The organism is Nocardia sp. NPDC049149 (assembly GCF_043197455.1).
In the GTDB taxonomy this organism is placed as follows: domain Bacteria; phylum Actinomycetota; class Actinomycetes; order Mycobacteriales; family Mycobacteriaceae; genus Nocardia.
The window spans coordinates 1,139,033-1,153,463 of sequence record NZ_JBICTD010000001.1; the positions used below are offsets into that span (position 1 = coordinate 1,139,033).

The 14,431-nt window shown below is 67.1% G+C and carries 6 protein-coding genes; 5 read left to right on the forward strand and 1 reads right to left on the reverse strand.

The genetic code is table 11. The features are described from left to right. Window positions 1-14 precede the first annotated feature (14 nt). The 4 genes from ACGFNJ_RS05310 (at window position 15) to ACGFNJ_RS05325 (ending at window position 10,095) form a co-directional block, all read left to right on the forward strand. Window positions 15-1,034 (forward strand): LLM class F420-dependent oxidoreductase, encoded by a 1,020-nt coding sequence (locus ACGFNJ_RS05310; RefSeq protein WP_393443533.1) that lies wholly within the window; start codon window positions 15-17, stop codon window positions 1,032-1,034. A gap of 190 nt (window positions 1,035-1,224) precedes the next feature. Beyond that, entirely contained in the window at window positions 1,225-3,138 is a 1,914-nt protein-coding gene (gene fadD32, locus ACGFNJ_RS05315; protein ID WP_069162029.1) for a long-chain-fatty-acid--AMP ligase FadD32, read from the forward strand. A 62-nt stretch (window positions 3,139-3,200) separates the two neighbouring features. Beyond that, window positions 3,201-8,549, forward strand: a complete 5,349-nt coding sequence (pks13, locus tag ACGFNJ_RS05320) for a polyketide synthase Pks13 (RefSeq protein ID WP_393443536.1) — start codon at window positions 3,201-3,203, stop codon at window positions 8,547-8,549. Between the two features lies 1 nt (window position 8,550). Then, window positions 8,551-10,095 (forward strand): acyl-CoA carboxylase subunit beta, encoded by a 1,545-nt coding sequence (locus ACGFNJ_RS05325; protein ID WP_393443538.1) that lies wholly within the window; start codon window positions 8,551-8,553, stop codon window positions 10,093-10,095. 59 nt (window positions 10,096-10,154) lie between these two features. Here the strand turns inward: ACGFNJ_RS05325 and ACGFNJ_RS05330 are convergent, their stop codons facing one another. Beyond that, on the reverse strand, window positions 10,155-10,652 hold the full coding sequence (locus ACGFNJ_RS05330; protein WP_393443540.1) for a peptidylprolyl isomerase: 498 nt from the start codon (window positions 10,650-10,652) through the stop codon (window positions 10,155-10,157). Between the two features lie 322 nt (window positions 10,653-10,974). Between ACGFNJ_RS05330 and ACGFNJ_RS05335 the strand changes: the two genes are divergently transcribed. Then, window positions 10,975-14,337 carry an arabinosyltransferase domain-containing protein gene (locus ACGFNJ_RS05335; protein WP_393443542.1) on the forward strand — a complete coding sequence of 1,121 codons (3,363 nt, stop codon included), beginning with the start codon at window positions 10,975-10,977 and terminating at the stop codon, window positions 14,335-14,337. The last annotated feature ends 94 nt before the right edge of the window (window positions 14,338-14,431 follow it).

A 14,431-nucleotide genomic window follows, 5' to 3' on the forward strand; every position in this document is an offset into this window, starting at 1 on the left:
AGGAGCATGAGTTCATGACAGAAGCCGCCGCACCGGTCGGTGAGTTGACCGCGCTGGGTACGCCGCTGCGCAGCTTCCGCTTCGCGGCAGCTGGTGAGGGAAACAAGCAAGAAGGCGGGGCCCGCAAGTTCATCCAGACGGCGCAGCAGGCCGAGGAGTACGGCTTCGACACCTTCGTCGTCCCTGATCATCTCGGTGATCAGATCGGCCCGGTCGCCGCGCTGGGCGCGCTGACCCAGGCGACCGAGCGGATCCGCCTCGGAACCTCGGTGCTGGCCAACGGCTTCCGGCACCCCGTTGTGCTCGCGAAGGATCTGGCCACCATCGACGTGCTGTCCAAGGGCAGGCTCGAGGTCGGCCTCGGCGCAGGCTGGAAGCAGGACGAGTTCGCCGCCGCCGGCCTGCCCTACGAGACGCCCGGTGTGCGGCTGGAGAAGCTGGACGAGGCGCTGACCATCCTGGACGTGCTGCTGCGCGGCCAGGAATGCACGTTCGAGGGCAAGCACTATCAGGTGAACGGGGTCAAGGGCACCCCACGCCCGCGGCAGGGTCCGCGCCCGCCGATCTGCACCGGTGGTGGCGGTCCGAAGATGCTGCGGCTGGCCGCCAAGCACGCCGACATCATCTCGGTCGTGCCGGTCACCACCAAGAACGGTAAAGGCCTCTTGTCGGGTATCACCCTGGAGAAGACGATCGAGAAGGTGAACCTGATCCGCGATGCCGCGGGCGACCGGTTCGCCGATATCGAGCTGAACTGGGCGATCACCGCCATCGTCATCACCGACGATCGCGAGAAGACCGCGGAGATGGCACTTTCGGCCATCGATCGTGGTCTGCACCCGGATCTCGAGGTGGACGTGAAGCTTTCGGTCGAGGACATCTTGAATTCGCCGTACGTCGCGATCGGTTCCTTCGAGGAGATCGCCGAGCAGATCCGTCGTGTGCGCCAACTCACCTCGATGTCCTATGTCGGGGTGTTTCCCACCCAGATGGACGCGTTCGCCCCCGTTATTCCCCTGCTGCGGGACGAGTGAGCCGGTCTTCTCTGTAACATGACTCTGGTTTGAGAACATCTAGCCGATAGCGGTCACCGCGCAGACCGCAGAAAATCTGCAGGCTGTCTCGGCACGTTGGAGCAGCCCGCGGGCGATGCGAGTCGGGGCCTCACAGGTAACAGCGGCGTTGGCGCCGTCTTGCTGCGTGTGCCTCGGAGGAGAAGAAGGAATGGAAGAGACTTTCGACGACTACCTGGACGAGACCGGGAACATCCGAATTCCCGAGGATCACACCCTGGTCGACCACGTCGAGAAGCACACCCGGAACGACGCGAACACCCTGGCGTACCGCTACATCGATTACTCGCGTGAGCGTGATGGCGAGGCGCAGGAACTGACGTGGCGTGAGTTCGGCATTCGGCTGCGCGCGGTGGCCGCACGACTGCAGCAGGTGACCAACCCCGGCGACCGGGTCGCGATCCTCGCGCCGCAGGGCCTGGATTATGTGATCTCCTTCTTCGCCGCGATCTACGCGGGCACCATCTCGGTGCCGCTGTTCGATCCGGACGAGCCGGGTCACACCGATCGTCTGCACGCCGTGCTCGGCGACTGCGAGCCAGCGGCGATTCTCACCGCGAGTTCCTCCGCGGCAGGCGTTCGCCAGTTCTTCCGTGCCCTACCCGCGGCACAGCGGCCGAGGATCATCGCGGTGGATGCCATTCCGGACAGTGTCGGTGAGGGCTGGGTCCGGCCGGACATCGCGATCGATGACATCGCCTACCTGCAGTACACCTCGGGCTCGACCCGCACCCCGGCGGGCGTGGAGATCACCCACCGCGCGGTCGGCACCAACCTGCTGCAGATGGTCGACGCGATCAACCTGGACTGGAACTCGCGCGGCGTCACCTGGCTGCCGCTGTTCCACGACATGGGCCTGCTGACGGTGATTCTGCCCGCGGTCGGTGGCAAATACATCACCATCATGTCGCCGAGCGCGTTCGTGCGCCGCCCGTACCGGTGGATCAAGGAGCTGGCCGCGCAGTCCGACGGCGCCGGAACCTTCGCCGCCGCACCGAACTTCGCGTTCGAGCATGCCGCAGCGCGCGGTCTGCCGAAGAACGGCGAGTCGCTCGACCTGTCGAACGTGATCGGCCTGATCAACGGCAGCGAGCCGGTGACCACCTCCTCGATGAAGAAGTTCAACGAGGCGTTCGCGCCGTACGGGTTGCCGAAGACCGCGATCAAGCCCTGCTACGGCATGGCCGAGGCCACCCTGTTCGTCTCGGCGACCAAGGCTGAGGACGAAGCCAAGGTCACCTGGGTCGACCGCCACGAGCTGAACGCGGGCCGGATGGTCAAGGTCGAGCAGGGCTCGGAGAACGCCATCGCGCAGGTGTCCTGCGGCTATGTCGCGCTGTCGCAGTGGGCCGTGATCGTCGATCCGGAGACCGTCGAGGCCGACGGCGGGCACGAGCTGCCCGACGGCCGGGTCGGTGAGATCTGGCTGCACGGCAACAACATGGGCATCGGCTACTGGGGCCGTCCGGACGAAACCTCCGCGACGTTCCAGAACAAGGTCTCGCACCGGCTATCCGACGGCAGCCATGCCGAAGGCACGCCTGCCGACGCCAATTGGATGCGCACCGGCGACTACGGTGTGTTCCTCGACGGCGAGCTGTACATCACCGGGCGGGTGAAGGACCTGGTGATCGTCGACGGCCGCAATCACTACCCGCAGGATCTGGAGTTCTCGGCGCAGGAGGCGAGCAAGGCGCTGCGCCCCGGCTTCGTCGCCGCGTTCTCGGTGCCTGCGAACCAGCTACCCGCCTTGGTTTTCGACCAGGACAGCCATTCCGGCCTGAAGTTCGACGCCGACGACGCCTCCGAGCAACTGGTGATCGTCGGTGAGCGTGGGCCGGGCGCGGGCAAGGCGGATCCGCTCCCCATCGCCGACGAGGTGCGCGCCGCGGTGGCGCAACGTCACGGCGTCACCGTCAGAGACGTGCTGCTGGTGCCTGCGGGGTCGATCCCGCGGACCTCCAGCGGCAAGATCGCCCGGCGAGCTTGCAAGGCCGCTTATCTCGAGGGAACGCTGCGGGGTGGCTACACCCAGCAGGCTTTCCCCGATGCACCGGAAGAGTAATTGCCCAGGGGGTGGCCTCGACAGCCGACGCCCGGTACGCAGACAGGTAGCTTGAGGAATTGATGGCCGATAACGAGTCCACCCAAACGACCGACATCCTGCCCGCCGACGCGGAGGCCGACCAGGCCACCGCGTCGGTGCCTGCCGTCTCCACCGAGGTGGCCGTGGGCGAACCGGCCGAGCTGTCGGTCGCCGAGCTGCGTGAGTGGCTGCGGCGCTGGGTCGCCGATGCGACCGGACAGCCGATCGAACAGATCACGGTGGATCGCCCGATGGAAGAATTCGGGCTGGCCTCGCGCGATGCGCTCGCGCTCGGTGGTGACATCGAGGAACTGACCGGTGTGGTGCTGACGGCGACCATCGTCTACAAGCATCCGACGATCGCCTCGCTCGCCGAGGTGGTCATCAACGGCGACCCGGAGGCCGACGAAGCCTCGTCCGACGATGCCTTCTACACCGCGGGATTCACCCCGGGGCTGGCGCACGACATTGCCATTGTCGGCATGTCCACCCGGCTCCCCGGTGCTGGTGATACCCCGGACTCGACCTGGGAGTTCCTCATCGGTCGTGGCGATGCGATTCGAGAGCTGCCGGAGGGCCGGTGGGACGAGTTCGCGGCAGACCCGGCCGCGGCCGCAACCATCGCGGCCGCCAATACCCTCGGCGGTTACCTGGACCAGGACGTGGTGAAGGGCTTCGACTCGGAGTTCTTCGCGATGTCGCCGATCGAGGTCGAGAGCGTCGATCCGCAGCAGCGCCTGATGATGGAGCTGACCTGGGAGGCGTTGGAGCACGCCAGAATTCCCGCGAGCGAGCTCAAGGGCGCGCCGGTCGGTGTCTTCATCGGCACCTCTACCAGCGACTTCATGCTCGTCGCTGCCCTCGGACTCGGCGATCAGGACCCGAATCGGCCCGCCTCGGCCGCGGCGTACGGCATCACCGGGGCGTCGTCGGGCATCATCTCCAACCGCGTCTCCTACTTCTATGACTTCCGCGGCCCGTCGGTCGCCGTCGACACCGCGTGCTCGTCCACGTTGGTCGCCGTGCATCAGGCGGTACGCGCACTGCGCGAGGGGGATGCTGACCTGGCCGTGGCCGGCGGTGTCAACATGCTGCTCGCCCCGATGGTCACCCTCGGCTACGACTCGGTCGGCGCGGTCGCGAAGAACGGCAGAATCAAGGCTTTCTCGTCCGATGCCGATGGCATGGTTCGTTCCGAGGGCGCCGGACTCATCGTGCTCAAGCGCCTCGCCGATGCCGAACGTGACGGCGATCGAATCATGGCCGTCATCAAGGGTTCTGCGGTCAACTCCGACGGTCGGTCCAATGGCCTGGTCGCGCCGAATCCGGATGCGCAGGCCGAAGTGCTGCGCCGGGCGTATCGGGACGCGGGCATTGTGCCGTCCACCGTCGACTACATCGAGGCGCACGGAACGGGAACGCTGCTCGGCGATCCCATCGAAGCCGACGCGCTCGGTCAGGTGATCGGTCGTGGTCGCGACGCCGACAAGCCCGCCCTGCTCGGGTCGGCAAAGACCAACTTCGGCCACCTGGAGTCCGCTGCGGGTGCGGCGAGTTTCGCCAAGATCGTGATGGCGTTGCAGCACAACGTCATTCCGCCGAACATCAACTTCACCGGCCCGAACCCGTACATCCCGTTCGAGCAGGCGCATCTGAAGGTCGTCGACGAGCCGACCGAATTCCCGCGCTACAGCGGCAAGGCGACGGTCGGCATCTCCGGCTTCGGTTTCGGCGGCACCAACGCGCATGTCGTTGTGCAGGAATACGTTCCGGCCTCGGCCGAGGTCGCGCCCGAGCCGCTGGTGCCGATGGCCGAGGCGTCGAAGTCCGAGGCGGAGCTCGCCGCGCAGGCGCTCGCCGAGCCGCTCGACGACGAGACCACCGACGTGATCGCGGAAGCGGACGCGGTCGTCGCGGCGGCCGAGTCGGCGGCTGAGGTTGCCGTCGTCGCGGAAACCGTTGCTCCCGTTGTGGAATGGACCGCTGCGCGGAGCGAGCCGCTGCCGGTCATCCTGCCGGTCTCCGGCTACCTGCCTTCACGTCGCCGCCGGGCCGCCGCCGATCTGGCCGACTGGCTGGAATCGGATGCGGGCCGCGATGTTTCGCTGGAGGACGTGGCCAGGTCGCTGGCCAAGCGCAGCCATTGGCGTTCGCGCGGCGTGGTGATCGCCACCACGCACGAGGAGGCCGTGACCGGTCTGCGCGCCATCGCGGCGGGCAAGCCGGGCACCGGCGTGTTCACCGCCGACGCTCCTGCCGCCATGGGCCCGGTCTGGGTGCTCTCCGGTTTCGGCGCGCAGCACCGCAAGATGGGCAAGTCGCTCTACCTGGAGAATTCGATCTTCGCCAAGGCTGTCGACGAGGTCGATGTGCTGGTGGAGGACGAGGCGGGGTACTCGATCCGCGACATGTTCCTCGACGACGGTCAGGACTACAACGTCGGCACCTCGCAGGTCGGCATCTTCACGATCCAGATCGGCCTGGCCGCGGTGCTGCGTGCCCACGGTGCGGAACCCGAAGCGGTGATCGGTCATTCGATGGGCGAGGTCGCCGAGGCCTACATCGCCGGTGGTCTGCCGCTCGAGGACGCGGTGCGGGTGATCTGTGCCCGGTCGCGCCTGATGTACGAGGGCGAGCAGATGATCACCGACGACGACGTGCGCAACATGGCGCTCGTCGAGTACAGCGCGGAGGACATCGAACGGCTGCTCGTCGACTACCCGGACGTCGAGGTCGGCGTGTACGCCGCACCGACCAACACGGTGATCGGCGGCCCGAGGGAGCAGGTCGAGGCGATCGTCGCCCGGGTCGAGGCCGAGGGCAAGTTCGCGCGGATCCTGCAGACCCGCGGCGCTGGCCACACCTCGCAGATGGACCCGCTGCTCGGTGAGCTGGCCGCGGAGCTGGCCGGCATCGAGCCGACCACGCTGAAGACCGGCCTCTACTCGACCGTGCACAAGGGCGCGTTCTATCGTGCGGGCAACGAGCCGGTGCACAACGAGGACTACTGGGTCAAGAACATGCGCACCAGCGTGTACTTCACCAATGCGGTGAAGCTCGCGGTGGACACCGGGCACACCACCTTCCTGGAGCTCGCCCCGAATTCCGTTGCGCTGATGCAGGTTCTGGGCACCACCTTCGCGGCGGGGCTGCACGACGCGCAGCTCATCCCGACGCTCAAGCGCAAGGAAGACGAGTCGGCGGGCGTCATCGGTGCGCTGGCTCAGCTGTACGTGCACGGGCACAAGGTGAACCTGTCGTCGCTGCTGCCCGCGGGCGGGTACGCCGACGTGCCGCGAACCAGCTTCGTGCGCAAGGAATTCTGGCCGAAGGTTTCGCTGTCCGCGGGCAGTGGGAACACTCGGGTGCCCGGTGCCCACGTGGCGCTGCCGGACGGCAGGCATGCGTGGGAGGTGCAGGCCGCCTCGGCCGGTGACCTTGCCGCGCTGGTGAATACCGCTGCGGCACAGGTGCTCAGCGACGTGTCGCTCGGTGCTTCGATCGCCCACGGTGCGGTGCCCGCCACCGGAACGCTGACCACCACGCTGACCCCGCACCCCGGCGGTGCTTCGGTGCAGGTGCACGCCAAGGAAGGCGCGACCTTCCGGCTGCTGTTCGACGCGGTGGTGGCCTCCGGTGCTGCGCTGCCCGAACCTGTTGTGGTGGAGACTGTTCCGGCCGCTGCCAAGGACGTAGCGGCGCCCGGCACCGACCTCGAGGTCGTCGAGACCTTCGGTGAGCGGTGGGATCCGAACGGCACCCAGAAGCTGGAGGATCGGCTCGCGCTGATCGTCGCCGAGTCGATGGGGTACGCGGTCGAGGATCTCCCGATGGAGATTCCGCTGATGGAGCTCGGCCTCGACTCGCTGATGGCGATGCGCATCAAGAACCGCGTCGAGTACGAGTTCGACATCCCGCAGCTGCAGATCCAGGCCGTGCGCGACGCGAACCTGAACGAGGTCGGCAAGGTGCTGCGCTATGCGATCGAGCACCGCGACGAGGTGCAGGCGATCGCCGACAAGCAGGCCTCTGGTGAAGAGATCGCCGTCGACGGTGGTTTCATCGCCGCCGCCCGTGCCGCGGTGGCCGCTGGGGAAGACCCGGCCGCGATTGCTGCCGCCGCAGCGGAAGTCGCTGTGCCCGAGGTGGTTACGCCGACTGCCGCGGACGAGTCGGTGGCTCCCGCGCACGAAGCCGCAGCAACTCCCGCGCTGGTCGAGTCGGCGGAACCTGTTGTCGCCAAACCGGTTCCGGCTGCACCCGCAGCCGCGGCACCGGTCGTCGGCGGTCCGGAGTCGGCCGACGAGGACGACGTCCCGCCCCGCGACGCCGCCGAGCGCCTGACCTTCGCCACCTGGGCGGTCGTCACCGGGAAGTCGGCGGGCGGCATCTTCAACACCCTGCCGATCCTCGAAGAGGAGGTCGCCGAGAAGCTGGCGGCCCGCCTCACCGAGCGGGTCAAGGCCGAGGTCACCGTCGACGACGTGCTGGACTGCGAGACCATCGAGCAGCTCTCCGACATCGTGCGCGAACTGCAGAACAGCGGCGCCGATGTGGACGGCTTCGTCCGCCCGCTGCGTCCGCGGCCCGAGGGCTCGGATGCCTTGCCGGTCTTCGTGTTCCACCCGTCGGGCGGCAACACGCTGGTCTACGAGCCGCTGTTGAAGCGGCTTCCGGCCGACACTCCGATGTACGGCTTCGAACGCGTCGAAGGCGACATCCTGGAGCGGTCGACCCAGTACCTGTCCGAGATCCGCAAGTACCAGGGCGACGGCCCGTACGTCCTGTACGGCTGGTCCCTCGGTGCGGTGTTCGCCTTGCAGGTCGCCCAGTTGCTGCGCGCCGAGGGTGCGGATGTGCGCCTCGTCGGCCTGATCGATCTGGCCATGCCGGTCGAGGACGAGGACAACAGTCCCGAGGAGCGGGTGCGGCGCATCGAGCGCTACCAGGTGTTCGCGAAGAAGACCTACGGCGTCGAGGGCGAACTGCCGGACGAGCAGATCCGTGAACTGGCCGCCGCCTCGGACGAGGATCAGTTCAAGATGATCAGCGACCTGGTCAAGATCAGCGGCACCAAGATCCCCGGCGGTGTGCTCGAGCATCAGCGCACCTCGTGGATCGAGGGCAGGCACCTGGCCAAGACCACGCCGAGCCACTACGACGGCGATGTCGTGTTGTACCTCGCGGATCGCTACCAGGACGGCATGATCGAGCTCGAGCCGCGTTATGCGGATCGGCGTCCGAATGGTGGTTGGGACGAATACATTCCCAATCTCGAGGTCATCCACATCCCGGGCGACCACCTGCAGATCATCGATGAGCCGCGGATCGGAAAGATCGGAGCCGACCTCACCGCGAAACTCGCCGGGATCGAATCACGGAAGGGGTGAAGTGAGTACTACGGCCGAGAAGCTTGCCGACCTGCGAAAGAGGCTGGATTTAGCGCAGGAGCCGGCAGGCGAAGCGGGGGTGGCGAAGCGGGCGCGCAAGGGGATCCCGAGCGCTCGCGATCGGATCAACATGCTGCTCGATCCGGGCACCTTCGTGGAAATCGGTGCGCTAGTGCGCAAGCCGGGTGACCCCACCGCGTTGTACGGCGACGGCGTTGTCACCGGGCACGGCCTCGTCGACGGCAGGCCGGTGGCCGTGTTCTCGCACGACCAGACCGTCTACGGCGGTTCGGTCGGCGAGATGTTCGGCCGCAAGGTCGCCGGGATCATGGAGTACGCCGCCAAGGTCGGCTGTCCCGTTGTCGGCATCAACGACTCCGGCGGCGCGCGCGTGCAGGAGGCGGTGACCTCGCTGGCCTGGTACGCCGAGCTCGGTCGCCGTCAGGAGCCGTTGTCCGGTCTGGTGCCGCAGATTTCGATGATCCTCGGCATGTGTGCCGGTGGCGCGGTGTACGCCCCGATCAACACCGACATCGTGGTGGCGACCGAAGAGGCGCACATGTTCGTCACCGGTCCCAAGGTGATTCGCGAGGTGACCGGCGAAGATGTCAGCTTGGAGGAGCTCGGCGGCGCGCAGAGCCAGGCCGAGTACGGCAACATCCATCACGTCGCGGCGGACGAGCAGTCCGCGTTCGGCTGGGTGCGCCACTACCTGAGCTTCCTGCCGACCAGCTGTCAGGAGGCGCCGCCGATCGTGAATCCGGGCCTGGAGCCCGAAATCACCGACAGCGACCGGGAATTGAACGGCCTGGTGCCGGACTCGGACAACGCCGCGTACGACATGCACGAGATCCTGCTGCGGATCTTCGACGACGGCGACTTTCACGAGATCGGCGCCACCGCGGGCCGCAACATCATCACCGGCTTCGCCCGCGTCGACGGCCGTCCCGTCGGCGTGGTGGCGAATCAGCCGATGGTTTCGGCAGGCGCGTTGGATGCGCGGGCGTCGGACAAGGCGGCGCATTTCGTGCGGCTCTGCGACGCGTTCGAGATCCCGCTGGTCTTCGTCGTCGACACTCCTGGCTTCCTGCCCGGCGTCGAGCAGGAGAAGATCGGCGTCATCAAGCGCGGCGGCCGGTTCCTGTTCTCCTTCGTGGAGGCGACGGTGCCGAAAGTGACTGTGGTGATTCGCAAGTCGTATGGCGGCGGCTACGCGGTGATGGGCTCCAAGCAGCTCGGCGCCGACGTGAACCTGGCATGGCCGACCGCGCGCATCGCGGTGATGGGCGCGGAGAGCGCGGTGAGCCTCATCGGCGGCAAGCAGATCGAGGCCGCACCCGAGGACCAGCGGGCTGCCTTGCGCCAGCAGATGATCGACTTCTACAACGCCACCATGGCGACCCCGTGGGTGGCCGCGGAGCGCGGCTATATCGACGCGGTCATCGAGCCGTCGAGCACCCGGCTGGAGCTGCGTAAAGCGCTGCAATTGCTGCGGGACAAGACGCTGGCGCGCAACCCGCGCAAGCACCACCTGCTGCCACTCTGAAGTCGGAATCGGGCCGCACCTGTTGAGGCGCAGCCCGATTCACCCGTCGATCTGGGTTGTCAGGCGATGGAAGCCGACTCGATCACGACGTCTTCCTTCGGCACATCCTGGTGGCCGCCCTTGCTGCCGGTGGCAACGCCCTCGATCTTGTCGACGACGGCCTGGCCCTCGATGACCTTGCCGAACACTGTGTAGCCCCAGCCCTGCGGGTTCGGCGCCTTGTGGTTGAGGAAGTCGTTGTCGCTCGCGTTGATGAAGAACTGCGCGGTGGCCGAGTGCGGGTCGTTGGTCCGCGCCATCGCCACCGTGTACTTGTTGTTCTTCAGGCCGTTGTTGGCCTCGTTCTGAATGGGCGCCTGGGTCGGCTTCTGCGTCATACCCGGTGCGAAGCCACCGCCCTGAATCATGAAGCCGGGGATGACGCGGTGGAAGATGGTGCCGTCGTAATGACCGGCCTTCACGTAGTTCACGAAGTTCTGCACCGTGGTCGGCGCCGTGTCGTCGTCCAGTTCCAGGACGATCGGTCCGTAATTCGTCTGAAGATTTACGTTGGTCATGCCCCCTACCTTTCCAGGGTGTGGGTTACCAGTCAGCAGTACGGTGCCCATCCGCGCGGATTCGGGTGGCGGCTTTACGCCGTCGTATGCGCAGGGTTTCCATCGAATGTGCTGGTAGTGAATATTTCCGGGCGCGCGAACCCGCCTTGACCACAACGGCGCGAGTTACTCGAGCGTGTTCCAGACCCGCGAAACCCAGGGAACTCCGAACAGTAGGCGTCGTGCACTCCGACAAATCGACCGTGGCACTGGTCGAATGCCCGGCGCGGCTCTTGCGGAGGCAGCGCCCGCACAGACACGCGGCCAGATAGCATTGCCAACCGTGCCCGACGCCGCTACCGCTGTCTTGACTAAACCACCCGCTGCACCCGAGGCCTCCCAGGCCGATTTCCGGACGGCGCGAATAATCGCGTTCGTCGCCGGTGTGCTCGGTGCGCTGTTCGCGCTGGCGACGCCATTCCTGCCGGTGTCGCAGACCACCGCGGTGCTCAACTGGCCGCAGGGCAACACGCTCGGCAACGTGCAGGCGCCGTTGATGTCTCAGATGCCGGTCGATTTACGGGCCAGCATCCCGTGTAGCGCGGTCGCGCAGTTGCCTGAGCGGGGCGGCATGCTGCTGGCTACTGCGCCGCCACAGGGCGATCGGGCCGCCTTGGAGGCCTTGTTCATTCGGGTTTCGGACGCCTCGGTGGACGTCGTCGACCGCAATGCCGTGGTGGTGTCGGCGCCGCGGGCAGACATGGAGCGGTGCTCGGCGATCGAGCTCACCTCCGATGCCAACCGCACGCGCGCGGAGTTCGTCGGCTTGACTACAACGGTCACCAGGCCGGTCGAAGGCGCGGCGCCCGGTACCGAGCAGCAGATCGAGGTGCCGGTCGCGGGCACGCTGAACGGTGACCTGCGTCCCCAGGTGGTCGGGGTGTTCTCCGAGCTCAAGGGCGCGGCGCCCGCGGGACTCTCCTTCCAGATGACGGTGGACACCCGCTTCAGCACGAGCCCGACGGTGATCAAGCTGATCGCGATGATCGCGGCGGTGCTGTGCACGCTGGTCGCGCTCGGCGCGTTGGCTCGGCTCGACGGCAGCGACGGACGCGGACACCGCCGGATTCTGCCCGCGAATTGGCTGAAGCTGACCTGGGCCGACGGAGCGGTCGTCGGCACACTGCTGGTCTGGCATTTCATCGGCGCCAACACCTCCGACGACGGCTACATCCTCAGCATGGTGCGGGTCGCGCCGCACGCGGGCTACATGGCCAACTACTTCCGCTGGTACGGCGTCCCCGAGGCGCCTTTCGGCTGGTACTACTACGTCATCCAGGTCTTCTCGGAGATCTCCACCGCAAGCCCGTGGGTGCGCCTGCCCGCACTGGCCTGCGCCATCCTCTGCTGGATGGTGATCAGCCGCGAGGTGGTGCCCCGGCTCGGGCGCGGTGTGCGCACCAGCAAGGTGGCCCTGTGGACCGGCGGACTTGTCTTCCTCACCTTCTGGTTGCCCTACGACAACGGGCTGCGTTCGGAGCCGATCGTCGCCCTCGGCGCACTGCTTACCTGGGTGTCGATCGAGCGGGCGATCGCGACCGGCAGGCTGCTGCCCGCGGGCGTCGCGGTCCTGATCGCGGCATTCACGCTCGCGGCCGCACCCACCGGGTTGATGTGTGTCGCAGCGCTGCTCGCCGGTATCCGGCCGCTGGTGTGGATCGTGGTGCGCAAGCGACGGCAGTTCGCTGAGCACGGCGGCAAGTGGTGGGCCACGCTGCCGCTGCTCGCGCCGATCGTCGCGGCCGGGCTGCTTGTGCTGATCGTGGTCTACAGCGACCAGACGTTTGCGGCCATCCAGGAGGCCAACCGGGTGCGTCAGGCCACCGGGCCGAACCTCGCGTGGTACGAGGACTACCTGCGCTACTACTACCTGTTCGTGCTCACCCCCGACGGCGGACTGCCGCGGCGGTTCGCGTTCCTGATCATGCTGCTGTGCCTGTTCACCACCATGCTGGTGTTGTTGCGGCGCAGGCGGGTTCCCGGCATCGCGAGCGGGCCGAGCTGGCGGTTGATGGGCGTCGTTTTCGGGACCATCTTCTTCATGATGTTCAACCCGACCAAGTGGACGCACCACTTCGGCGCGTACGCGGGCATCGCCGGTTCGCTGGCCGCGGTGACCGCGGTCGCCGTCTCGGCATCGGCGTTGCGGGCGCGCAAGAACCGTGCGATCTTCCTCGCCGGGTTGATGTTCGTGCTCGCGCTCGCCTTCTCCGGCATCAACGGCTACTGGTACGTGTCGTCCTACGGGGTGCCGTGGTTCGACAAGGTGATCTCGCTGCACGGGTACCAGTCCAACACCCTGATGCTCGCCCTCTTCGGCCTCGCACTGGCTGTGGTGGCCTGGCTTTCGTTGCGTGAGGGTTACACCAAACCACAGGCATCGCCGAAGTCGGTGCGCGGCAAACGGATTCGCAAGTTCGCCGCGATCCCGCTGACCGTAGTCGCCGCGCTGATCGTGCTGTTGGAGGTTGCTTCGCTCGCCAAGGGTGCGGTGTCGCAATACCCTGCGTACTCGCTGGCCCGCTCGAACTTCGACGCGCTGCGCGGCAACAGCTGTGGTCTCGCCAATGACGTTCTGGTGGAACCGGATCCGAACGGAGGCAAGCTGGCGCCGATCATCGATCCCGCGCATCCGCTGACCGACCCCAACGATCCACTGGCAGGCGTCGACGCGGTCGGCTTCGATCCCAATGGGGTGCCCAACGATCTGGCCGCCGACACCGTCGAGGTGAAGCCGGGTACCGGCAACACGTCGAGCCAGTCGATCGGCCCCGCGTTCGAGAAGGGGCAGAACGCGGGTACCGGCGGTGGCCAGGGTGCGAAGGGTGTCAATGGCAGCACCGTTGCCCTGCCCTTCGGGCTCGACCCGGCGACCACGCCGGTCCTGGGCAGCTGGCAGAAGGAAGTGCAGCAGCCCGCGCATGTCACGTCGAGCTGGTACGGGTTGGCGCCGCGTTCGGAGGACAAGCCGCTCGTGGTGATCACCGCGGCGGGCCGCATCCTGTCGGTCGACGACACCGGCGACACCGAGTACGGCCAGTCGCTCACCGTCGATTACGGCAAGCGTCTGCCGGACGGCAGCGTCGAGAAACTCGGCACCTACCTGCCGCGCGATATCGGCCCGCGCCCGTCTTGGCGCAACCTGCGGGTGCCGCTTGCCGAGATCGCGCCGGAGGCCGACGCGGTGCGCATCGTCGCCAACGACCCGATCCTGATCGGTGAGCAGTGGCTGGCGTTCACGCCGCCGCGGATGCCGAAGCTGGAGTCGCTCAACAGCTTCCTCGGTTCGGAGCAGCCGGTCCTGGAGGACTGGGCGGTCGGCCTGCAGTTCCCGTGCCAGCGTCCGCTGTTCCACAAGAACGGCGTCGCCGAGGTCCCCGGCTACCGCATCCTGCCGGACCGCCCGCTCGCCATCACTTCCACCAACACCTGGCAAGCCCAGGAGTTCGGCGGTCTCCTCGGCTTCTCCCAGATGCTCGCGAAGTCTGCCACCGTCCCGACCTACCTGAAGAACGACTGGGCCCGCGAGTGGGGCTCCCTGGAGCGCTACGACCAGTACGACCCCACCGCCACCCCGGCCGAGCTCGACACCGGAACGACCACCCGCTCAGGCTTCTGGTCCCCCGGCAAGCTCCGCGTCTTCTAACCGAATACCCCTGTCCCGCAGGCCCGGCCCGGTTCCCACCGCTCGCCGGGCCTGCGTGTGTCCGGAGTCAATGCTCGGCCGTCGCCTCCCGGTA

What these genes read in the sequence shown, in the direction of transcription:
- ACGFNJ_RS05310 (WP_393443533.1), top strand. Translation starts at nt 15, where the DNA reads ATGACAGAAGCCGCCGCACCGGTCGGTGAGTTGACCGCGCTGGGTACG.
- fadD32 (WP_069162029.1), top strand. Translation starts at nt 1,225, where the DNA reads ATGGAAGAGACTTTCGACGACTACCTGGACGAGACCGGGAACATCCGA.
- pks13 (WP_393443536.1), top strand. Translation starts at nt 3,201, where the DNA reads ATGGCCGATAACGAGTCCACCCAAACGACCGACATCCTGCCCGCCGAC.
- ACGFNJ_RS05330 (WP_393443540.1), bottom strand. Translation starts at nt 10,652, where the DNA reads ATGACCAACGTAAATCTTCAGACGAATTACGGACCGATCGTCCTGGAA.